We start from the raw sequence: 22,999 nt of genomic DNA on the forward strand, positions 1-22,999 counted from the left end.
GATAATAAGAATACGGGCAGTGCCCGAATAAATAATAATACTATGGCATTAGAAATGAAAGTCCCATCACCGGGAGAGTCGATCACCGAAGTAGAAATTGCACAATGGCTTGTGGAAGATGGCGATTGGGTTGAAAAAGACCAGGCAATTGCAGAAGTAGATAGCGATAAAGCTACCTTAGAGCTTCCTGCAGAAGCAAGTGGTATCATTACGTTAAAAGCTGAAGAAGGAGATGCGGTAGCCGTTGGTGAAGTTGTTTGTTTAATTGATACCGATGCTGAAAAGCCAGGTGGAGGAGATGATTCTACCGAAACTTACGATAAGCCAGGAGATGAAAAAGGACAAGGAAATGCAGGTCCAGATTTAGACAAAGCAGATGCAGAAGCTAAAGATACAGGCAAAAAAGCCGAAGCTAAAACTGAAACTCCTTCAAAACCTTCAACTCAAAGTCAGGCACAGGATAAAAAATCCTATGCTACAGGTTCTCCATCACCCGCTGCAAAGAAAATTCTTTCAGAAAAAGGCATGGATGCAAAAGATGTACAAGGGTCTGGGCGTGATGGCCGAATTACGAAAGAAGATGCCTCAAATGCCAAACCTTCTATGGGATCACCAGGAACTGGAGCAAGAGGTGAAAAGCGTACCAAATTATCAATGTTGCGACGCAAGGTGGCAGAACGTTTGGTAGAAGCCAAAAATACAACCGCAATGTTGACCACATTTAACGAAGTGGATATGTCGGCAATTTTCGAATTACGCAATGAGTATAAAGAAACGTTTAAAGAAAAGCACGGTGTGAGTTTAGGATTTATGTCATTCTTTACTTTGGCTATTGTGAGAGCGCTCGATTTATTTCCTTCGGTAAACAGTATGATCGATGGTAAAGAAATGATCACGTTTGATTATAAAGATATTTCTATTGCCGTTTCGGGACCTAAAGGATTAATGGTGCCAGTTATTAGAAATGCTGAAAATCTTACGTTTAGAGGAGTAGAATCTGAAGTTAAGCGACTTGCATTAAGAGCAAGGGATGGTAAAATTACCGTAGATGAAATGACCGGAGGAACGTTCACTATTTCTAATGGTGGGGTCTTTGGAAGTATGTTATCAACTCCAATTATTAATCCGCCACAATCAGGAATTTTGGGAATGCATAATATTGTAGAACGTCCTATTGCAAAAGATGGGGGTGTAACAATTGCGCCTATTATGTATGTAGCCTTAAGCTATGATCACAGAATTATTGACGGGCGTGAGTCTGTAGGTTTTCTTGTAGCTGTTAAAGAAGCTCTTGAAAATCCAACAGAGCTACTAATGGATAATGATATTAAAAAGGCGTTAGAGCTGTAAACATCAATCTTAAAAGTAAAAAATCCCGCACTAAGCGGGATTTTTTTGGTTAATTAGTCTTAACTACGTTCTCTTGGCTACGAATAAGAAACAAAATAATTTATAATGTTTAAAATTATGATGCATAGTACAGCAATTACCAGAAGAATTAATATTAACTTCTTTGTATTTAATACTGTATTTTTCTGGTCGTTGCTCAAAGGTGTTTCTGTCATCTTTGTGTATGGTAACAATTAGTAGTTAAATCCTCACCATGTAAAGATGCAGCGAATATGATAGAAATCAAATACGTAGAAATACGTATTTTTTAAAAGAGAAATGTTAAAATTTACTACAAGAGATGCTCGTGATTTTCTTTTGCCCAACTAAGCAAACTATTAGTTTTAGGCTCCAGTTGTAGTTTTATAATAATATTGCTTCTGTGTTTTTCGACGGTTCGATACGATATAAAAAGGAGAGAAGCAATCTCTTTGTTGGTCTTATCCTGTGCAATTAATTTCAATATTTTCTTTTCTGAAGGTGTTAATACCTCCAAAGCTTTATTATCTCCGTTGGTCTTTAAGATAGAATTTTTAATCTTTTTGCTGAAGAAAGGTTTTCCTTTTGAAACTTTTTTAATACAGTTTTCTATTTCTTCCAATGCAAATTCTTTTAGGATATATCCAAAGATATTAAGGTTTTGAGCCTGTTCATACAACTCTTTTTCCTTATGAAGCGTGATCAATACAATTTTTGTAGAAAGGTTATTGTACTTGCATTTTTTAGCAATTTCAAGACCCGATAAGAAAGGCATTTGTATATCCAGGATGGCTATCTCAGGTTCTTCTTTTGCAATTAAATTATAAGCCTCTCTCCCGTTGATAGCACTTCCAATGATATTATAATTTCGTTCTACTAAAAAGTCATTAAGCCCTTTTAAAAGTAACGGGTGATCATCTGCTATGATAATAGATTGCTTTGTCATTGTAGCGGAAATTGAAATTCAATAGAAGTACCAGTATCTATTTTAGATTGAACTTTCATTTGTCCGTTTAAAACTTTGGTTCTTTCAAGAAGTGTTTTTAGACCTAGTGACTTTGCGTCCTGAAATTTCTGTGTAAAATCAAATCCCCTTCCGTTATCCTTTACTAAAATAATCACTTCATCTGCTAGTTTCTTGACCGAAACACGACTCGCTTCGGCATGAGCATGCTTAATAATATTATTAAGACTTTCTTGAACAATACGATAGATGTTTACCTCTTGCTCTGGTGTAAAGAGATTGTCAATATTCTCAATTTCTGAAGAAATAAAAACCGTTGTGTTTTCATCAATCTGGTTAAGTGTGTGTTCAATAGCACGGGTAATTCCCATCTCCTGCAATTGAAAAGGATGTAGGTCTCTCGATATTGTTCGCACTTCCTCTATGGCATGATCTACCATTTTTTTTGTAGCTGGATCTCCTTGTTGTATGATCTTATTTTTAATAAGTAATAAGCTCTGTCCCAAACCATCATGAAGATCTTTTGAAATACGTTTACGTTCCTCTTCTTGAGAGATCAATAATTTCTGACTAAATTTCTCCTGAAGAAGCTTGTTGTTTTTTAAATTACGTTGGTTGCGATATAATAGAATAAGACCAAAACTTAACAAGGCTACAAGACTTACCGTATAGGCTAACTTTTTAAATGAAGATGAATCTTTTTCGAGTAACGCAATATTAGAATTGGTTGCCGCCAACTCTTTCTCTTTTTTTTCGGTTTCATACAATGTCTGATAATACGCTAGAGAGTTTGCTGTGTTTGCATTATAAAGAGAATCTTTAATGGCAGTATATTGTTCCTGATTTTGCAATCCTAACTTATAATTACCCATCTTCCGGTAAATCTTTGAAAGCAGTAAATGGGAGAACATAATCTCTTCATCAAAATCTAAAGCATTTGCATTTTCAAGTTTCAATTGTGCATAGGATAATGCTTGTTTAAATTTCCCTGTTTCTAAAAAATAGGTAGACTTAGCGGTATAATAATTTGATTCGGCATAAGAATTGCCTTTTAAATCCTCAAACAACATGTCGATGATATCATTGTATTTTTGAGCTTCAGCAAGGTTGTTGTTTTCACTATAATATTCAGATAGTGCACTATACACCATCATCTGATAGGCTTTATTGTCTCTCGCAAATGGCAAATATTCTTCAGCTTTCAACAATTCTTCTAACTGTTTTTGGTACAGTCCCTGACGTTTGTAATCATACGCCTGATTGTAATGCTCTAATACCAGTTCAGCTTTTTTATCATATTTAATGATTTGGTCAATTAGATCCTCCCGTTCCTCTTTTGCTTTTTCATAAAAGCCATTCATACTAAACATGGTTACAATGCCTTGTTTAGCATACAGCATATATTCGTAATCTTTTAGATTTTCAAAATAGGTATATGCTTTTTCATAGTTCTCACCAGCAGGAACAAATTTCCCCATGTTAGAATATATTCTTCCACTAAATAAATAGGCATCTGCTACATAAACAGAATCTTTTGCAGAGAAGTTTTCAATCGCTGTGTTAAAATCTTCTATAGCTTCTGCCGGATCTACCCTTTCGTTAGCGCGTCCTCTTTTTAAATAAAGTCCTCCTCTTAAAAACGAATCATTAATTTTATATTTATGCGCAAGGACACCGTCAATAACACGAATTGCGAGTTTAGGGTCGTTTTTAGAAAAGGTTAAAATGGACTGAAGGTTCATCGCCTTTTTTGCAGCCTGATTAATACTGTCAATTTCTTTTGCAATATCAATGAACTCAAAACTCTTGGCGATAAAAATACTATCATTTTTTCTGAATGATTTTCGCAATACAGAATCGATCGCAGTAAGTTTTTCGGCAGGGGTTTTAGCTTTTTCAGCAAGGTCGAGATAATAATCTAGGTCTTGCCCTAAGAGAGAAAAGGGGATGCAAAAAATAAATAAATAAAACAGGTACTGTTTCAACAGTTTGCGATTTAAGGTTTGATTAGGGTGTACTTAAAATTAATGATTTTTTTCTTACAATAGGGGCAAAACAGCTATAAAATATAACAGACATTGCGTCCATAGTCAATTACAGCTCTTCCCTTTTTAAGCAAATCGGCCCCTAAAATTCCATGTACGGGTTCTTCATCGGCTTGTCTTAAAGCTTCATTGACATGAGAAAGATCAAAAAGAACAAATGTTATGTTTTTTCGCTTCCATTTTGCAATACCAATGTTGTTTTTACGAGCTATCTCTGTCGTCATGTTAATGGCTCCTGCACCAGCAGCTTTAGTTTCACTTTCTTCATTAAATAATTTAAAATAAGCAATATGCTCCATGCCAATACAGCTTGTAGAAGCTCCAGTGTCTAAAATAAACGCCCCTTTTTTACCATTAATTTTCGCAATAAGTTTATAATGCCCAGTGGCCAATTTTTTTAAAGGAATTCTATAAAACCCTTTTTCTTCCAGCAATGTACGTAGTTGTTTCATCTTTTTGTAAAGATAGACAACAAAATAGATACCTTTGTCTTCATGTTAACAGATACTCACACCCATTTATACAGTGACGCTTTTGCCAAAGACAGAGATGCTATTATGCAACGGGCAATGGAACTAAATATTACACGTTTTTTTATTCCTGCTATCGATAGTGAAACTACAGAAGCTATGTATGATTTAGAACGTGCATATCCTAAAAGTGTTTTTTTAATGATGGGTTTGCACCCTACTTCAGTAAAATCGAATTATAAGGAAGAACTTTTACATGTAGAAGCGCAACTAAAAAAAAGGTCTTTTTATGCAATAGGTGAAATAGGGATTGACCTTTATTGGGATCAGTCTACACTTGAAATACAAAAAGAGGCATTTCGATCTCAAATTCGACTGGCAAAAAAATACAAATTGCCTATCGTGATTCATTGTAGAGAAGCATTTGATGAAATTTTTGAAGTTTTGGAAACTGAAAAAGGTGAGGATCTCTTCGGAATATTTCATTGTTTTACAGGAACCTTTGAACAAGCCCAGCGGGCAATTTCTTTTAATATGAAACTGGGAATTGGCGGGGTAGTTACGTTTAAAAATGGAAAGATTGATCAGTTCCTTCATCAAATAGACTTAAAACACATTGTGCTGGAAACAGATTCTCCTTATCTTTCGCCTGTTCCGTTTCGCGGTAAGCGCAATGAGAGTAGTTACCTTTCGCTAGTCTGTAAAAAAGTGGCTCAGGTGTATAAAGTTTCCGAAGAAGAAATTGCAAAAAGAACCACGCAAAACTCAAAAGAAGTGTTTGGCGTTTAAATAAACCGATTTTCAGAAAAAATTAGAATGAGTCATCCCATAAAAATATTATTGATTTATACCGGTGGAACCATTGGTATGATCAAAGATTTTGAAACAGGTGCCTTGCGCAATTTTAACTTTAACGATCTTTTGAAGCATATTCCAGAATTAAAACTGCTGGATTGTGAAATTGCAACGACCAGCCTCAAAAAACCCATTGACAGTTCAAATATGAACCCAGACTATTGGGTAGAATTGGTCTCGATTATTGAAAACAAATATGCAACGTATGACGGATTTGTGATTCTGCATGGCAGTGATACGATGTCTTATACAGCGTCTGCCATGAGTTTTATGTTGGAGAACCTTGCAAAACCTGTAATATTTACCGGAAGCCAACTTCCCATTGGAGATCTTCGCACCGATGCTAAAGAAAATTTAATTACCTCCATACAAATTGCTGCGCTTCAGGAAAAAGGGAGGGCTAAGGTGACTGAAGTTGGGCTGTACTTTGAATATAAACTCTATCGTGCTAATCGAACCACAAAGATCAATGCAGAACATTTTGAAGCATTTGCGTCGCTTAATTATCCACCCTTAGTAAAAAGCGGCGTGCATCTAGCGGTAAATAATGATGCGTTGTATGTAGCTAATAGGCGAAAAAAATTAAAGGTCCATAAAAAAATGGTTTCAGATATTTTATTGCTGAAGATGTTTCCTGGTATTAATGAAAAAACGGTAAGCCATTTGCTTGCTTTTCCGCAGTTAAAAGGTGTTGTTTTAGAAACTTACGGTAGTGGAAACGTCACCAATGAAACATGGTTTTTACAGCTTCTGAAAGAAACTATACAAAAAGGAATTCCTGTGATTAACGTAACGCAATGTTCTGGCGGAAGTGTTGCTATGGGCTTATACGAAACCAGTGTCGGGTTAAAAAAGATTGGGGTAATCTCCGGAAAGGACTGTACAACTGAAGCTGCACTGGCAAAACTCATGTATCTCTTAGGGCAAAAGGTATCGCGAAATAGTTTTAAAACTATTTTTGAAACTTCATTAAGAGGTGAAATGGTTTAATAGGCAAAAAGCATTGTTTGTATCTTTAAAATTGCAGATATTTGCATCCTGCAATTTTGTAGGACTTTAGAGAGGTGGCCGAGTGGTCGAAGGCGCACGCCTGGAAAGTGTGTATACGCCACAAGCGTATCGAGGGTTCGAATCCCTTCCTCTCTGCGAATGTAGTTGAGAGCTAAAAAATTTATCGGAGCTTGTTCCAGTAGATTTTTAGGCGAATAACTATAAATTGTGAAGCAATTTGTATTTCTAGCATACCTATTAGGGATCACCGAGCTTCGTGACGTAATCCCTTCCTCTCTGAATGAATAACCTAAAGCCAAAATATCCAAGCCTACTTTTGTGTTTTTAGTTTTAATTTTAAAAGTGCTTTTGAGATTTATTTAAAATACATTAAGTTCTAGATACTAATGCCTGTGCCCAATCTTCAATTTCTGGACTAAAGCATTCTAAGATTGCGTCTGTGCCTAGTACATTCCCTTTGGCATTTCTTCCTAATAAAGAGATGTTATATGATTTTTTATTTTTTAAGAGCCCATTTGGCTGTGTTTTAGCACCTAACCCATCAGCTACTTCTTCAATTAATTTCTGCTTTCGCAATCCTTTAATAATATCTGAGTTTATTTCTTTAATCGCTGGAGCCTCTAGGACCGTATTAATGAGTGCTGAACATTCTATTCTCTTACCGTTTTTTAAAAGTTCCCACCCTTTTTTATTTTGAGTTATAGAAGGATCTTTGACAAAGGAGAGATCTAAAATATTACAGTCATTCAAGGCGATAAGTTGTAAAATGCTTTCTACAGGTGGGCCATAAGAGTAACGTTTTGTTCGTTCGTCAATATCAATAATTTCTTTCATAATTTTATCAGATAATTTTGAATAGGCAAAAATTCGATACATTAATGGTTGAAGTTGTCTCCAAATCTGTCCAATGGTAAAATCTAATGTAAATTTGCGAATACCTTTCGCCATTTCAACGCAAGCAACCATATAATCCCTTGGTGGTAAATTAATATTAAGTATAAGATGATGCTTGGTTTCTGTATCTTTTAGCCATTGCTTTGTAAGACTTCTTATGTTTTCATGTGTCAATGAAGTTTTGCAAAATAAATTTTCATCATTCAAAAAAATAGTTGCAGCTATTTTTGAAAAAGAATTTAATAGAAATTCTGATGAATCTATGTTATCTTTAGTTCCTAAGGTATCATTTAATTCTAATTCAAACTGATTTTTCTGAACAGTTGATGGTTCAAAGTTGTTATCAACTTTTCTTCCGTATGGTTTGGGTACACAAGGCAAACCATCGAGGCTATAAGGAATAATTTTTAAATTACATGTTTCTTCAAGACTATATTCTAATAGATAACTTTCATTTCTTTTACTAAATCTACCTTTAACTTTAGAAAGTAGTATTCTAGTGATATCTATCATGGTTAAACCATACCCAAGAATGGCAATATTACTAGAGCCTTTAACCTCATGAGTAATATCAATTTTATAAGGAGAATGTATATAGGTGCAGTCATTGGCTTTTGAATGATGGATGTTATTCTTTTCATCATTTGTCAACTTAGTTGGTTGGTGACCAATAGTTACTAAACATTCATCAAATTTCCATTGACCTTTTTTATAGTCCGTCACTGTCAAACCACTTGCTAAATATTCAATATTTTTAACCCTAGTTTTGACAAGATCTAATCTTCTAGTTTTTAAAAGTGGTTTTATGATTGAAGTGGCTCTTTCATTTAAATATCTTCCCATTTGTGAACGAGGCGGATACACATCCTTATCTGCATCTATATTTATGAGTAAATGATTATTAATACACCATTTGCTGTAGCTTGGAAACAAAGGAATTGTAACATCAGTATATTTTATAGAGGCTCTGCCCTTCAAGTTTTGCAAAGCATGATCTGAGATGTTGATCCAATTAGTATTTGATTGGTTTAGCTCCCAAGCTTTGCCGACACCAAGATGATCACCAGATTCAAAAATTGTTATATATAGATTATTAAATTTATTTTCTTTCACTGAAGAAAATATTAGTCTTTCTAAACTATATAAACCTCTAGGTCCAAATCCGATAATACCTAATTTCATTTACAGATAAATTATAAATTTTAAGCTATTTTCTTCTTACGCCCTGAAGCATTTTATCCATAAGCTTTTTGTCGGTGGCTGTATGTAATACTGAAACGTCACCAGTTGATTCCAACACTACAGCTAAAACTTGACCAAAATCTATAACATTGGCCTCTCGTAGTTTGGCAATTAAGTCTTCTTCACTCAAGTTGGTTTTATGTAAGTTATCAAATAGAATTTCCCCATTTTCCATGATAAGCATAGGTTTGTTGGTTGCTATTTTTTTAAAGAACTTAGATTTACGAACACAAAAAGCAAATACTGTTTGGAACAATAGTATTCCTCCTAAAGCCAAACCACCTTTTAGTAAAGATTGATCTGGATTTAAAATAATTGTAGCTATAATAGAGCCTATAGCAATAGTAGACGCAAAATCAAAACTTGAAATTTTAGCAAAACTTCGTAAGCCTGATATACGAGTTATAACGATGATAATTGTAAATATTAAAATAACAGTGATAAGCATTTTTATCAACAACACTGGAGCTGCATTTAGCCAATTTTCCATATTTTTCTATTTAATTTATAACAATAGTAAGTCAGAATTAATTAAAATATGCCATAGAGACATTAAAAAGTCTACTTTTATCACTAAATTAGTAATTGTAGCTATTTGAATTTATCGATTTAATAGTTATTTATACTATACGCCACCCATAAACAAATTGAAACAAATGTCACTTGTAACTATTATTTTAAATTTAGTATTGCCACCCCTAGCCGTTTTTTTAAAACATGGATTAGGAAAAGTTTTTTTAATAAATCTTTTGTTAACGATAATAGGGTGGGTTCCAGGAGTTATACATGCTTTTATAGTAAATGATTGAATTATTTGAGTTATGGAGATGATTCTAGGGATAATCGCTGGAATACTAACTATGTGCGGAATTATTCCTCAAATTTATAAAGCGCATAAAACTCAAAAAACGGGAGATGTTTCCAAAGGTATGCTCGTAGTTATAATGATCGGGGTTTTTTTGTGGACAGTATATGGAATTCTTAAAAGTGATTTCCCAATTATCATCACTAATGCAATTGCATTTCTTTTAAATAGTTATATGTTATTTATTGTCTATAAATTAGAACTTGATGATTAATACGCTATTTACGTAATCTGACATAGTATGAATCAAAAAATCCAGCCTAATTGGCTGGATTTTTTGTTGTCCCACTAGGACTCGAACCTAGAATGACGGTACCAAAAACCGGAGTGTTACCATTACACCATGGGACAATAGAAACTTAAAAATTGTATTTTTAAGTGCCTCGTACACCTTTTGAGCGTAAGAGGATGCAAATTTATAACAAAGTTTTTGTTACACAAAAATATTTCCGTAAAATTTACGACGATATCCATACAATTTACATACGATTTTGAATACACAGACGTTAGCTATTTTTTAGCACCTTAACTATCTATTTTATTAGTAAATTCGCCACAAACTTAAAGAAGCAACTATGAAGGATTTCAACTTCAGCAAATGGAATAATATACTTGGATGGGTAGTTTTTGCCATCGCCCTAGTAACGTATTGGCTTACTGTAGAGCCTACAGCTAGTTTCTGGGATGCTGGCGAATACATTACCACTGCTAGTAATCTGGAAGTAGGACATCCGCCTGGAGCACCATTATATCAGTTGTTAGGAGCATTCTTTTCAATTTTTGCAATGGATCCCTCTAACATTGCACTAACCATCAACCTGATGTCGGTTTTCGCAAGTGCGTTTACTATCCTTTTTATGTTTTGGTCCCTTACTATTTTATTGCGAAATGTGGTATCAAAAAAATATGAGCTTGACAGAAATCATTCTTTAGCAATTCTGGGAAGTGCTGCTGTTGGAGCTTTGGCCTTTACTTTTAGTGATAGTTTTTGGTATAATGCTGTTGAAGCCGAAGTGTATGCCGCTGCTGCCTGTATCATGTCCATTTTATTCTACTGTGCGTTGCGGTGGGAACGTGAAATGGGGACTCCCCGTGGTGACCGTTGGATGATTCTTATTGCATTTGTCATAGGGCTTTCTTTTGGAGTTCACTTTATGGGATTATTGACTATTCCTGCGATGGGCTTCTTATACTACTTTAAAAACTATAAAAAAGTTACAGTCAAAAACTTTATCGTCGCTAATGTGGTGGTGGTAGCCATTTTATTATTTATTTTCAAATTATTACTTCCGGTTACTATGAAGCTTTTTAGTGCTTCAGAATTATTTTTTATTAATACCATTGGGCTTCCATTTAACTCTGGAACCATCATTGCTGGGCTAGTCTTTGCTGCATTATTTTACTTCGGACTCAAATACACTCGTAACAAAGGCTATGCGACCTTTAATACATTGCTCCTTTGTGTGTTGTTTATCTTTATTGGATTTTCAAGTTGGTTAATGCTCCCAATTCGTGCAAATGCGGGTGTCGTGATCAATGAAAATAATCCAAATAATGCCAGAGAATTGCTCGCCTATTACAACCGTGAACAATACCCAGAAACCCATTTATTTTACGGGCCTTTATTTACTGAAACGTATGCAGGTCTCGACCCAGTAAATCCTTACAAGGATGATAAACCAAAATACGAAAAAGATGAGGAAACGGGTAAATATATCATTGTAAACGAATACAAAAATGCAAGTCAGAATACAGATGATGCTCAAAAAGGATTCCTCCCACGAATGTGGAGCGTAGAGCATAATGCAAATTATATTGAGTTTGCTGGCGGACTTGATTTTGCCATTAAACGAGAATATAGAGATGAACCCCGATTGCTTCAGGAAGTTACAAAATTTAAGGAAGCTTACAATGAAGGGTTGGTCGATGGAGAAGGTTATAATAGCTTCTTAAAAGATTTTGGACCTTTCCTTGATATAGAAAAACCATCTTTTGGTCAGAATATGAAATTTATGTTCGAGTTTCAGTTTGGCTATATGTACTGGCGTTATTTTATGTGGAATTTTGCAGGTCGTCAAGACGATATTCAAGGTGAATATACAGACCTTCACGGAAACTGGTTAAGTGGAATTACCTTTTTGGATGAGCTTAGGTTAGGGTCACAAGACAACCTTCCAAGTGATGTTAAAAATAATAAAGCTCGAAATACGTATTATTTACTTCCTCTTATTTTGGGCGTATTAGGAATCGTTTTTCTTTTAATGAATAATAAGAAAAAATTCTGGGTATTGTTGGTTTTTTTCTTATTTACCGGAATTGCCCTCAAAATTTATTTAAATGAACGTCCTTTTGAACCCCGTGAGCGTGACTATGCGCTCGTAGGTTCTTTTTACGTGTTTGCGATTTGGATTGGATTTGGGGTCTATGCTTTATTTGAAATGCTCAATGAGTATATAAAACCTAAAATAGCAATACCTGTCGTTTTAGGTGCAACACTTCTAGCAGCTCCTGTTTTAATGGCGTATCAAAATTGGGATGATCATGACCGTTCCAACAAGTATACGGCGAATGCTATGGGTAAAATGTATCTGGATTCGGTCGATGAAAATGCGATATTATTCACAATTGGCGATAATGACACCTTTATGCTATGGTACAACCAGAATATTGAGGGGTATCGCAGAGATGTGCGTATTGTAAATACGAGTTTGTTTCAGACAGACTGGTATATTGATGATATGAAAAAACAAGCCTTTGAAAGCGCTCCCATTCCGTCGCAATTAACACATGATAAATATACCTTTGGATCTAGGGACTTCTTGTTCTTTCAGCAAACAAAACAAGACACGATAGATATAAATACTTGGATGGATTTTGTGGCGAACGATAGCCCTGTGACGAAAGTGGAACTGCAAAGTGGACAGTTTGCAAATACGTTTCCATCCAAAGTAATTCGAGTTCCGGTCGATAAAGAAGCTGTGCTAGCAAACGGGATCGTAAAACCTGAAGATGCAGATAAAATTGTACCGTATATCGATATTGAATTGAAGGGTGACGTACTCTATAAAAACCGAATGATGATGCTGGATGTAATTGCCAATAACAACTGGGAGCGCCCTATATATTTTAGCGGTGGTGCCTTTGGGGATGACGATTATATTTGGATGAAAGATTACCTTCAGTTGGATGGAGTTGTATATAAATTAGTGCCTATATTAACCTCTAACAAAGGTCGAAGTCCGTTTGATATGGGTAGGATTGATTCTGAAAAAATGTACGACATTGTGATGAGTTGGGACTGGGGAAATAGCAATAGCCCAGACATATATCACGACGTGGAAACTCGTAAAAATTCGATCACTTATCGAAGCAATTTGGCACGTCTTGCAGAACAATTGATCAATGAAGGTAAAATGGAAAAAGCCGAAGAAGTACTTGATCTGGCCATGGATAAAATGCCTGTCGAATATTTTAATTATTATTCATTGTTAGAACCGTATGTGTTAGGATATTTTGAAGTTGAAAAACCTGAAAAAGCGAGAGCTTTATTTCAGGAAGTTGCTAAAAAATATCAAGAATATTTAGTGTATTACAGTGGGATGAAACTACGGAAACAATACCAGATTGCCGATGAGATTATCAGCACCATGGAAAAATACCGTGGGATAGTAGATGTTTTGGTTATCATGGACGACGAAGCGTATGCGCGTAAGGAAGCAGAAACATTTAATGAGTACTTGCGAAAGTTCCGTCATTTTTATACCGAAGATGAAAAAGTAGATATGGACCAAGAGATCCCAGAAGAAACAGAATTGGAAATTCCTATCGATTCAGCCATTATGGAAGCGATGAAAAATGAGCAACTCAACATAGAGAAGGTTAATACTGAACAGTAATTTTGAAACCTTTACTAGTTAAAATGCCTAAAGTTATGCGATGGATGTATCCAAAGCGAATTTGGGCATTTTCTCGTTCAGAACCTAAGATTTATCTCACGTTTGATGATGGGCCTATCCCAGAAGTTACCCCTTGGGTATTGGATCTGCTGAAAGAATATAATGCAAAAGCCACTTTTTTTTGTATTGGCGAAAACGTACAAAAGCATCCTGAAATATATAATAGAATTATAGCTGAAGGGCATTCAGTAGGAAATCATACCTTTCACCATCTGAATGGCTGGAAAACGAATACTTCAACATACATTGAAGACGTTTCAAAAGCAGCAGAATATATCGACTCAAAGTTGTTTAGGCCACCATATGGAAGAATAACTTCAAATCAGGCAAAGCAGCTTAAGAAAAAAGGGTATAGAATTATTATGTGGGATGTTTTGTCCTATGATTTCGAAGCAAGTGTTTCCGAAGAAAAATGCCTTCACAATGTTTTAAACAACATTGAAAATGGAAGTATTGTTGTCTTTCACGATAGCGTAAAAGCAGAAAAAAACCTTCGATATGTATTACCGAAGGTTTTAAATATCTTTTTTAGTAATTGTATTTAATTAATAGTTACATTTAAGGAAGCACTTTCAATATTTCCATTCCCACTTTCTCTTTCTGCCCAAACCTCAATAAAATCACCTGTGTTTAACTCGATAGTTCCTACAATAGGAACTGCTATAACTTCACTCGTACTGGTAGTAAGCCTTCCATAAACCTTAGTCTCTGGAATAACTGAAGCTGTCCCTGCACCACTTCCTTTTGCTATATATAGAACGTAAGTAGTTACTAATGGAGTGCCCGAAGGAAAACTTGTTGAAAACGAAAGCGATGCATTTACTTGAAAGAACCTATTTTTATTTCCCCTATAGATAAGTTTATTATTTCCACTTCTTTCAAATCTAAATAGATTCGTAGAAGTTGTAGTTCCGTTTAACTTTCGTCTACTGGTTGTTCCTGTTCCTGTAAATGTAGTGTTTGCTGGACTTGATATCGTAGCAGTTAAATTTATATTACCTGTGGCAACATCATTAGATTCTCTCGGAATTCCTGGAGCATTGACGGTCCAGTTATTATTAAAGTTAAACCCAGAGTAAGATCCTGTCCCATATCTATTGACAAATCCTGAAGGCGCTGTTGTAGTACCTGAAAAAACAGTTCCGTTAAGAACTCCGTTCCCTACAACTGGGCTAGAACTCACATTAAAGGCCACATCAGATCCGTTTACAGTACTAAATCCACTTACTTTTTCCACTAAACCAAAGGTTCCTGTCAACGTTTCAAATGTTCCATTATTAGTGTCAAACCATCCCTGATTATTTAGTAGTAAATTGCCAATATTATTGTATGTGATTCCTGTTGTATTGGAATCGTAATTCACAATATTTCCAAAAAACAATCCAATATTTGATATGGATCCAACACTTGCCATGCTAGCAATGATGGTGTTTTGAAGTAACAGAGTAGAACTTGTAGCCATTCCCGGACCGTTAATCGCAAAAACAGTTCCTCCACCTGTTATAGTTACGTTTCTTATGCTACCACCAGTACTTCCTGCAAATACATTACCTGATGAACGAAAAAGAATGTCCTCATTAGCATCTAATCCAGAAACATACGCATTATTCAAGTCTATAGGAGCTGTTAATACAATGACTCCATTTATTTCGTAATAGGTATTAGACGTTAGTAAATACTTGGAACCACCACCTGCAGTTAATTCTGGAGCCAAATCGGCTGCAGACTTAACTAATTTGTAGTTATTTCGCTTGTCTGTTGCTCCATTATTTAATTTTATCCAAGAAGTGTTGGTGAGGTCATAGAAATAGAAACTCTTTTCGGTTGTGTCATACACTAAAAGGCTATTGGCTGGTGAAGAAATCGCAAGTCTTTCGGTTGTAGTCATCCGTGGGGCTAACAATCCTTGAGTGCTTGATCTTACATCCAGAACTGAAGAAGGGTCAGGATCTGTGTTTCCAATACCAACTTGAGCGATAGAGAGTTGAAAGCTAATACACAGAAAAAAAAGAGCTAGGTAAGTTTTTTGGGGATTAAATACATTCATGTTATTATGTCGATTAAATTACGGTGTAATATAAGTGTATTTAATCGAGAAAATAAAACGTTTTAACGATAATTTTTAACAAAAAACATAAAATGTAAGAAAAAATGAAATGTTGTAGTCTAACGTAATGTATGATAGGTAGTTACCTTTTTAGTTGAAAAAATATAGTTTCTATTTAGTAGTGTCATTTGTAAAACAGAAGCTTTTATGTTACAAATTTTATAAGATATGTGTTACTTTTAGTATTACACGTATTCTTTTACAAGACCAATAAGTGTGTTTGCATCTTGTTCTCCGCTTTGACGCCACTTCATTTCGCCATTTTTGTAGATCATCAATGTTGGTAATCCTTTAACACGCAAAGCCTCGGCAAGTTCGGTATTTTTTTCAACATCAATTTTAATTACTCTGGCCTTATCTCCTAAAGCTGCAGCAACATCCCTAAGTACAGGATGCATGTTCTTACAGGCATCATCCCACTCTGTATAAAAGTCTAACAGAACAGGTACTTTGGTTTCGATTAATTCTCCAAATTTTGACATTTGCGTTTCCTTTTCCAAACAAATTAGTAGTACAAATATAACATTTATGGGTAAATAACAACTATCATGCGGATTCCCGCTTTTTCTTTAGGGTAATGACCGTAACTTCAGGCCAGATACCCACACGTCCAGGATATCCTAAATACCCAAAACCACGGTTCACATTTATATACCTTCCAAACTCTTTATAGATTCCAGCCCAGTTCTCATAGCGATACTTTACAGGACTCCATTTAAACCAACCCGGAATTTCAATCCCAAACTGCATACCATGAGTGTGGCCGCTTAAGGTCAACTGAATGTTTTTTGGATGTTGTTTTACCTGTTCTTGCCAGTGGGAAGGATCGTGGCTCATTAATATTTTAAATTCTTCTTCTCTACATCCTTCACAAGCTTTTTCTAGGTCTCCTGCTTTTTTAAATCCGCCAGCACCCCAGTTTTCCACACCAATAAGTTTTATTGTTTCGCCATTTTTTTCAATGGTACGGTTTTCATTCAGTAATAAATCCCATCCCATTTCTTTTTGAAGATTTTTTAATTCTGAAAGATTCTGCGCCTGTTCTTCCTTAGAATTCCATGAAACATAATCCCCGTAGTCGTGATTCCCTAAAACGGAATAAACCCCTTTAGTAGCTTTTAAACTCCCAAATACATCTTTCCAGGGAGTCATTTCGTTAGCTACATTATTTACGAGATCTCCTGTAAAAAGAATAATATCACTCTCTTGTTCATTCACTAGATTTACGGCATAAGCAACTTTTTTGGCATTATCAAAGCTTCCGCTATGGACATCGCTTATTTGAGTAAGTGTAAACCCGTCAAAGGCTTCAGGGAGGTCCTCAAACTCCAATGCGTATTTTAAAACTTTGTAATTGTATTTTCCTTGGATCATTCCGTAGAGAAGACCTACAAAAGGAATAGCAGCAATGCCCAAAGCAAGAGTACTCACAAATTTTCGCCGTGAGGGAAGGTAAAATTCAGATTCGTTTCCACCGCCAATCTTTGAAAATAATCCAACAAAGAGGCGTACAATATCTTCTCCAAACATAAAGATGATAAGTAATAGTTTCGGAACAAAAAAAGCAAGAAATATTCCGAAGATATAAGCCATTTTGGGACTAGTTCTAGCCTGTCCTGAAGCTAATGCATAGATTAATAATCCTAATACAAGTAGTGAGGCAACAACATAGGCAATATGAAACCAATTATTTTTTGTGACAGTCTTTATGGCTTGAAACGCATAAATGTCAATAAGAATGTAAATACCAATAAAAATGATCCAGCGCATGTCTTGCAGAAAAGTTTGAAAAATTCAAAGATACTTCCCTTTTAAAAACTCATTCTGTTTCTTTAGGTTTATTTAACTGTTTCGTATCTTTTCACTCTGCTAACAACTCACCATGAAAAAAGTAGTCCTTGCAGTATTATGTGTACTGTTCTTTATAAACTGTTCTGAAGAAAAAGGAAAGACTACCATCTCCTCACAACAACAGAAATCATTGACTGCATATGTCAATCCATTTATAGGAACAGGGGGGCATGGCCATACCTACCCTGGGGCAACGATGCCGTTTGGGATGATGCAGTTAAGTCCAGACACCAGACTAGACGGTTGGGACGGTTGTAGTGGGTATCATTACAGCGATAATTACATTTATGGATTTTCACATACGCATCTTAGTGGTACGGGTGTAAGCGATTATGGTGATATATTATTAATGCCTACCAATGAGATCAATTTTCATAATGGTGCCGATGGAAAAAAAGGCTACAGAGCACATTTTTCTCATGATAACGAAAAAGCTTCCCCTGGATATTATAAAGTACTGCTGGACAGTACTAATATTGATGTCGAATTAACAGTTACACCCCGTGCAGGAATGCATCAATACATATTCTCTAGTCCTGAAAATCAATATACAATGCTCGATTTACTTCATCGCGATAAAGTATTGGATGCAAAGATTGAAGTGGTTTCTAACACCGAACTCCAAGGGTATCGCTTTAGTAAAGCTTGGGCATCAGATCAGCGGGTGTTTTTTAATTTAAAAACGTCTCATCCATTTACTCATACATTTCAAACTTCTTCAATAGAAAGTGACGATGATGGGAGAAAGATCGCACTTCAGTTTTTAAATCCGAAAAATGAACCAGTTTATATTTCAATCGGGATTTCTGCTGTTGACATGGAAGGGGCTAAGAAAAACCGAGAAACTGAAATTGGCACTAAAACGTTTCAGCAAATAAAAACCGAAGCTACCGAAATCTGGGAAAAACAACTTCAAAAAATTGTGATCGAGGATTCTAATGAAGAACATTTGTATAATTTTTATACTGCATTATACCATACGATGATTGCCCCAAATCTTTATCAGGACGTGGATGGACGTTACCGCGGTATGGATATGAAAATTCATCAAACTACAGATTTTGACTATTACACCGTTTTTTCACTTTGGGATACCTTTCGCGCAGCACATCCATTATATACCATTATAGAAGAGAAGCGTACCAGTGATTTTGTAAATACCATGTTAGCAAAATATGAAGAGGGAGGTATTTTACCTATTTGGGATCTTAGCGCCAGTTATACAGGTTGTATGATTGGATATCACGGAGTTCCAGTAATTGCAGATGCGTACCTAAAAGGTATTGAGGGTTTTAATGCTGAAAAAGCTTTTGAAGCAGTAAAGCACAGCGCAATGCAAGATAAATTAGGATTAAAATCGTATAAGGAAAACGGCTTTATACCTGTGGAAGAAGAAAGTGAAAGTGTATCCAAAACGCTAGAATATGCTTATGATGATTGGACTATTGCGATGATGGCAAAGCGAATGGGAAAAGAACATGAATATGCATTATTTTCTGAAAGAGCACAGAACTATAAGAATGTATATAACCCAAAAACGGGTTTTATGCAAGGTCGTTTTAACAATACATGGTTTGGACCTTTCGATCCCTATGAAGTCAATTTTAATTATACCGAAGCAAACGCATGGCAATATAGTTTGTTTGTGCCGCAAGATATTTCAGGATTGATCGAAATCATGGGCGGGAAAGACAAGTTTGAAACACACTTAGATAATTTATTTACGGCAAAAGCTGAAACCTCAGGGCGTAATCAAGCAGATATTACAGGTTTAATTGGTCAGTATGCCCATGGTAACGAACCGAGTCATCACATGGCATATTTGTATAATTTTGTCAATAAGCCTTATAAAACGCAGGAATTAACACGTCAGATTTTAACAGAACTCTACAAAAACAAACCCGACGGAATTAGCGGTAACGAAGACTGCGGACAAATGAGTGCATGGTATATATTTAGCTCCCTAGGATTTTATCCAGTGACGCCTGGAACCAATCAGTATATCATTGGAGCTCCCTTATTTAAAAAAGCGACCCTAAACCTTGAAAGTGGAAACACCTTTACAGTAGTGGCAGAAGGACTTTCCGAAGCAAACAAATATATAAAAAGTGCTACTTTGAACGGAATGGATTTGAAACGAAGTTACCTAACACATGAAGAAATCATGCAGGGAGGGATGCTAGTTTTTACCATGACAAATGCGCCAAGTGACTGGGCAACGCAGGATCAAAATATTCCAAAGACCAGCATTGAAGATAATGCCATAATACTCGCTCCATTTTTAGCTTCAGGAGATATCGCGTTTAAAGAAAACACAGAAATTGCACTTGAGGTAGCCTCAAAAGATTCAGAGATTTTTTATTGTTTGGATGAAGGAAATTTTCAGAAATATACGTCGCCTTTTAAAATTTCAAAAACCACGACTTTAAAAACGTATGCACAAAAAGGGTCTAAAAAAAGTCAGGTGCTCACAACCAATTTTTTTAAAATTGATAAGGATCTTAGTGTTTCATTAGAGACAGTCTATTCAAACGAATATAACGCTGGAGGACCCGATGCGCTCATTGACGGCATCAAAGGAACTCGGGATTTTAGAACGGGTGCTTGGCAAGGCTATTGGGGAAAAGACCTGATTGCAACAGTGGATCGAAGCAAGCCTAAATTGGCAAAATCGGTAACCATTAATTTTCTTGAAGATCAAGGGAGTTGGATTTTCTTTCCCACAAAAGTTCAGGTGTATGTAGCGGGTGCCGATAAGAAGTTTAGATTATCAAGAGAAAGAAATATCAATGCAACTCTTAAAAATGATACTCCAAACATTACTAAAGTGGTATTTTCAATCAATAAACCCAACATTCAATATATAAAAATAGTAGCAACTAACTTGGGGAAATTACCAGAATGGCATTTGGGCTATCCCAATGGGGATGCTTGGATATTTGTCGATGAGATAGAAATTAAATAAAGAACGTATGAAGCGACGAAAATTTATTCGGAAGGCTGCTGTAGGAACCGTTGGCATTGGTTTGGGTGCATCCATGGTAAGTTGTAATGAAACCATATCTTCAGAAAAAAAATCTATGGAAGCACTTTCAGAAAAAAAGAACTCTACAAAACCAACTCCCATTGCAATTTGTACCTGGGGTTTTTCCGAAGCAAATAGAGTCGCAGGAGCTGCTTTAAAAGCAGGTAAATCTGCTTTAGATGCTGCTATTGAAGGGGTGCAAGTTGAGGAAGATAATTTAAAAAATACGACAGTTGGTAAAGGTGGGGCGCCAGACCGAGAAGGAAATGTTACGTTAGATGCCTGTGTTATGTCTCCCAATGGCGATTGTGGTTCTGTTTTGTATGTGTCTACGATTACACATGTAGCGGCCTTGGCTCGAAAAGTAATGGAAGAAACACCGCATGTAATTCTTGCAGGCGAGGGAGCCGAGGAATTTGGGTATACTCAAGGCTTTAAAAGAGAAGACCTCCTAACCGAAGAAAGTAATAAAGCGTGGCAAGAATGGCTTAAAAGTTCAGAATATAAACCCATTATTAACATCGAAAATCATGACACGATCGGGATGCTTTGTCTCGATAAAGAGGGTGATATTGCAGGGGCTTGCAGTACCTCGGGCTTGTCTTACAAAATGAAAGGCCGTGTGGGTGATAGTCCGATTATTGGTAGCGGATTGTTTGTAGATAATGAAGTTGGAGGGGCAGTTGCCACAGGAATGGGAGAGGAAATCCTTAAGACAGTAGGCAGTTTTTTAATTGTAGAACTAATGCGTAATGGGATGTCACCACAGCAAGCTTGTGAAGAAGCAGTGCATCGAATTGTGAAGAAAAATGATCGATACAAAGACTTTCAAGCGGCGTATATTGCTATAAATAAAGCTGGCGAAACTGGTGCATATTGTATTCATGAGGGATTTGCAATGATGAAATATCAGAATGACAAAAACGAAAATATTGCAGTAGATTTTTATCATAAAAGCCAAACAGAGTAAGCTATGAATGCCACAAAAAATTATCGTTCGGCTTTTATAATTGTCACGGTACTGTTTTTTCTCTGGGGATTTATTACTGTATTGGTCGACAGTTTGATTCCGAGATTGAAAGATGTTTTTGAACTTTCTTATTTTCAGGCAGGGTTGGTTCAGTTTGCTTTTTTTGCAGCCTATTTTGTTTTTTCGGTTCCAGCAGGTTGGCTGTTATCAAAGATTGGCTATCAAAAAGGAGTTGTATTAGGACTTGCAGTGATGGCAATAGGTTGTTTATTGTTTTATCCAGCAGCTTCGGAAAGAATTTTTGGTGTTTTTTTACTGGGATATTTTACGCTGGCAGCTGGGATTACAATTTTGCAGGTGGCTGCAAATCCGTATGTGGCAGTTCTAGGATCTGAAGCTGGAGCCTCAAGCAGGCTCAATCTTTCACAGGCTTTTAACTCCTTGGGAACGGCAATTGCCCCTATTGTAGGAGCAACGTATTTGTTGAGCGATAAAATACAGTCTTCGGAAACTATTTCGGTAATGACCGAAGCCGAACAACAAAACTATTATATAGGTGAAGCGGGGGCAGTCCAACAACCATTTTTATTTCTGGCAGGGTGTATAGGTGTACTCGCATTGCTATTTGTATTTATAAAGCTTCCGAAGATATTACAAAAAACTCCAAAAGGAGGGTATGGGAAACTATTAAAAAACAACTACGTTATGATGGGTGTGATCGGTATTTTTCTGTATGTAGGTGCCGAAGTAGCAATAGGAAGCTATTTAGTCAATTACTTTTTGAATATGAATCTCGCTCAGGTTATCATTGAAAATAACACGATGAATAGACTAGCATCTAGAATTCTCTCTAAAGATCTAGCTAGTATAGACGCTAAGGCCATAGTGGGAGCTTTTGTTGTTTTTTACTGGAGTGGAGCCATGGTAGGGCGATTTATAGGTTCATATCTCACGAAAATTATAAGACCAGGAAAGGTACTTGCAGCATTCGCTTTTCTGGCGATTGTGATGCTAGTAATATCAATGAATACTACAGGATTACTAGCGATGTGGACAATACTGGCTGTAGGGTTATTTAATTCAATTATGTTTCCTACTATTTTCACTCTTACGATAGAAGGTTTGGGAGATTTAAAACCTCAAGCGTCTGGTTTACTTTGTATGGCCATTGTGGGTGGTGCAATTATTCCGCCACTATACGGACTTTTAACAGATACAATTGGCTTTAAAACAGCACTTTTTCTTCTAATAGGCTGTTACGGATATATTCTCTTTTATGGGTATAAAAAACAAAAAATCAGCAGGTTACATTCTTTTTAAAATTGAACAAGTTTTTTATATAATTTAAAAAAAGTACATATATGTACCAAAATTTT

General features: G+C 35.9%; 18 protein-coding genes and 2 tRNA genes. 11 read left to right on the top strand and 9 right to left on the bottom strand.

From position 1 onward, the window contains the following. The first annotated feature begins 42 nt into the window (after positions 1–42). Positions 43–1,350 (top strand): 2-oxoglutarate dehydrogenase complex dihydrolipoyllysine-residue succinyltransferase, encoded by a 1,308-nt coding sequence (gene odhB / locus ACFQO1_RS09235; protein WP_380217735.1) that lies wholly within the window; start codon positions 43–45, stop codon positions 1,348–1,350. 331 nt (positions 1,351–1,681) lie between these two features. Here odhB and ACFQO1_RS09240 read toward each other — a convergent pair whose 3' ends face one another. The 3 genes from ACFQO1_RS09240 to ACFQO1_RS09250 form a co-directional block, all read right to left on the bottom strand. Beyond that, positions 1,682–2,314, bottom strand: a complete 633-nt coding sequence (locus tag ACFQO1_RS09240; protein WP_380217737.1) for a response regulator — start codon at positions 2,312–2,314, stop codon at positions 1,682–1,684. Beyond that, positions 2,311–4,317: a tetratricopeptide repeat-containing sensor histidine kinase gene (locus ACFQO1_RS09245; RefSeq protein ID WP_380217738.1), complete on the bottom strand. Its 2,007-nt coding sequence runs from the start codon at positions 4,315–4,317 to the stop codon at positions 2,311–2,313. Before ACFQO1_RS09245 ends, ACFQO1_RS09240 begins: the two co-directional genes overlap by 4 nt. 74 nt (positions 4,318–4,391) lie before the next feature. Further along, complete coding sequence (locus ACFQO1_RS09250) at positions 4,392–4,829, bottom strand: retropepsin-like aspartic protease family protein (RefSeq protein ID WP_380217739.1); 438 nt, start codon at positions 4,827–4,829, stop codon at positions 4,392–4,394. Positions 4,830–4,871: 42 nt separating this feature from the next. On the opposite strand from ACFQO1_RS09250, the gene ACFQO1_RS09255 reads away from it, so the two are divergent. The 3 genes from ACFQO1_RS09255 (at position 4,872) to ACFQO1_RS09265 (ending at position 6,848) form a co-directional block, all read left to right on the top strand. Continuing rightward, positions 4,872–5,636, top strand: coding sequence for a TatD family hydrolase (locus tag ACFQO1_RS09255; RefSeq protein ID WP_380217740.1), 765 nt, complete (start codon positions 4,872–4,874; stop codon positions 5,634–5,636). A gap of 27 nt (positions 5,637–5,663) precedes the next feature. Then, on the top strand, positions 5,664–6,692 hold the full coding sequence (locus tag ACFQO1_RS09260) for an asparaginase (protein ID WP_380217742.1): 1,029 nt from the start codon (positions 5,664–5,666) through the stop codon (positions 6,690–6,692). A 68-nt stretch (positions 6,693–6,760) separates the two neighbouring features. Continuing rightward, positions 6,761–6,848, top strand: a tRNA-Ser gene (locus ACFQO1_RS09265). A 234-nt stretch (positions 6,849–7,082) separates the two neighbouring features. Here ACFQO1_RS09265 and ACFQO1_RS09270 read toward each other — a convergent pair. Beyond that, positions 7,083–8,789 carry an FAD/NAD(P)-binding protein gene (locus tag ACFQO1_RS09270; protein WP_380217743.1) on the bottom strand — a complete coding sequence of 569 codons (1,707 nt, stop codon included), beginning with the start codon at positions 8,787–8,789 and terminating at the stop codon, positions 7,083–7,085. Positions 8,790–8,814: 25 nt separating this feature from the next. Beyond that, on the bottom strand, positions 8,815–9,339 hold the full coding sequence (locus ACFQO1_RS09275; protein ID WP_380217744.1) for a DUF421 domain-containing protein: 525 nt from the start codon (positions 9,337–9,339) through the stop codon (positions 8,815–8,817). A gap of 166 nt (positions 9,340–9,505) precedes the next feature. Here ACFQO1_RS09275 and ACFQO1_RS09280 point away from each other — a divergent pair, with 166 nt between their 5' ends. Both ACFQO1_RS09280 and ACFQO1_RS09285 read left to right on the top strand, forming a co-directional pair. Then, a complete protein-coding gene (locus ACFQO1_RS09280) occupies positions 9,506–9,658 on the top strand; it encodes a YqaE/Pmp3 family membrane protein (RefSeq protein ID WP_380217746.1) in 153 nt (50 codons plus the stop codon). A gap of 18 nt (positions 9,659–9,676) precedes the next feature. Further along, on the top strand, positions 9,677–9,928 hold the full coding sequence (locus ACFQO1_RS09285; protein WP_380217862.1) for a SemiSWEET family sugar transporter: 252 nt from the start codon (positions 9,677–9,679) through the stop codon (positions 9,926–9,928). Positions 9,929–9,994: 66 nt separating this feature from the next. Here ACFQO1_RS09285 and ACFQO1_RS09290 read toward each other — a convergent pair. Continuing rightward, positions 9,995–10,065 (bottom strand) — tRNA-Gln (locus tag ACFQO1_RS09290). Between the two features lie 224 nt (positions 10,066–10,289). Here ACFQO1_RS09290 and ACFQO1_RS09295 point away from each other — a divergent pair. Continuing rightward, the gene (locus ACFQO1_RS09295; protein ID WP_380217747.1) at positions 10,290–13,610 is read left to right on the top strand and encodes a glycosyltransferase family 117 protein; all 3,321 of its coding nucleotides are present in this window, start codon (positions 10,290–10,292) and stop codon (positions 13,608–13,610) included. Positions 13,611–13,633: 23 nt separating this feature from the next. Beyond that, a complete protein-coding gene (locus tag ACFQO1_RS09300; protein WP_380217748.1) occupies positions 13,634–14,215 on the top strand; it encodes a polysaccharide deacetylase family protein in 582 nt (193 codons plus the stop codon). On the opposite strand, the gene ACFQO1_RS09305 is transcribed toward ACFQO1_RS09300, so the two are convergent. From ACFQO1_RS09305 to ACFQO1_RS09315, 3 genes are all read right to left on the bottom strand, one after another. Further along, positions 14,212–15,717 (bottom strand): hypothetical protein, encoded by a 1,506-nt coding sequence (locus ACFQO1_RS09305; RefSeq protein WP_380217749.1) that lies wholly within the window; start codon positions 15,715–15,717, stop codon positions 14,212–14,214. The genes ACFQO1_RS09300 and ACFQO1_RS09305 overlap by 4 nt on opposite strands. A 245-nt stretch (positions 15,718–15,962) precedes the next feature. Next, positions 15,963–16,259: a thioredoxin family protein gene (locus ACFQO1_RS09310; RefSeq protein ID WP_380217750.1), complete on the bottom strand. Its 297-nt coding sequence runs from the start codon at positions 16,257–16,259 to the stop codon at positions 15,963–15,965. Between the two features lie 64 nt (positions 16,260–16,323). Next, positions 16,324–17,547, bottom strand: a complete 1,224-nt coding sequence (locus ACFQO1_RS09315; protein WP_380217751.1) for a metallophosphoesterase — start codon at positions 17,545–17,547, stop codon at positions 16,324–16,326. A 112-nt stretch (positions 17,548–17,659) separates the two neighbouring features. Here ACFQO1_RS09315 and ACFQO1_RS09320 point away from each other — a divergent pair, with 112 nt between their 5' ends. The 3 genes from ACFQO1_RS09320 to ACFQO1_RS09330 are packed head-to-tail and all read left to right on the top strand — an operon-like array spanning position 17,660 to position 22,943. Further along, the gene (locus tag ACFQO1_RS09320) at positions 17,660–20,593 is read left to right on the top strand and encodes a GH92 family glycosyl hydrolase (protein WP_380217753.1); all 2,934 of its coding nucleotides are present in this window, start codon (positions 17,660–17,662) and stop codon (positions 20,591–20,593) included. A gap of 7 nt (positions 20,594–20,600) precedes the next feature. After that, entirely contained in the window at positions 20,601–21,623 is a 1,023-nt protein-coding gene (locus ACFQO1_RS09325; RefSeq protein WP_380217755.1) for an isoaspartyl peptidase/L-asparaginase family protein, read from the top strand. A 3-nt stretch (positions 21,624–21,626) separates the two neighbouring features. Further along, positions 21,627–22,943, top strand: a complete 1,317-nt coding sequence (locus tag ACFQO1_RS09330; protein WP_380217756.1) for a sugar MFS transporter — start codon at positions 21,627–21,629, stop codon at positions 22,941–22,943. Positions 22,944–22,999: the final 56 nt, after the last annotated feature.

Source organism: Jejudonia soesokkakensis, from assembly GCF_042664795.1.
GTDB classification, from domain to species: Bacteria; Bacteroidota; Bacteroidia; order Flavobacteriales; family Flavobacteriaceae; genus Jejudonia; species Jejudonia soesokkakensis.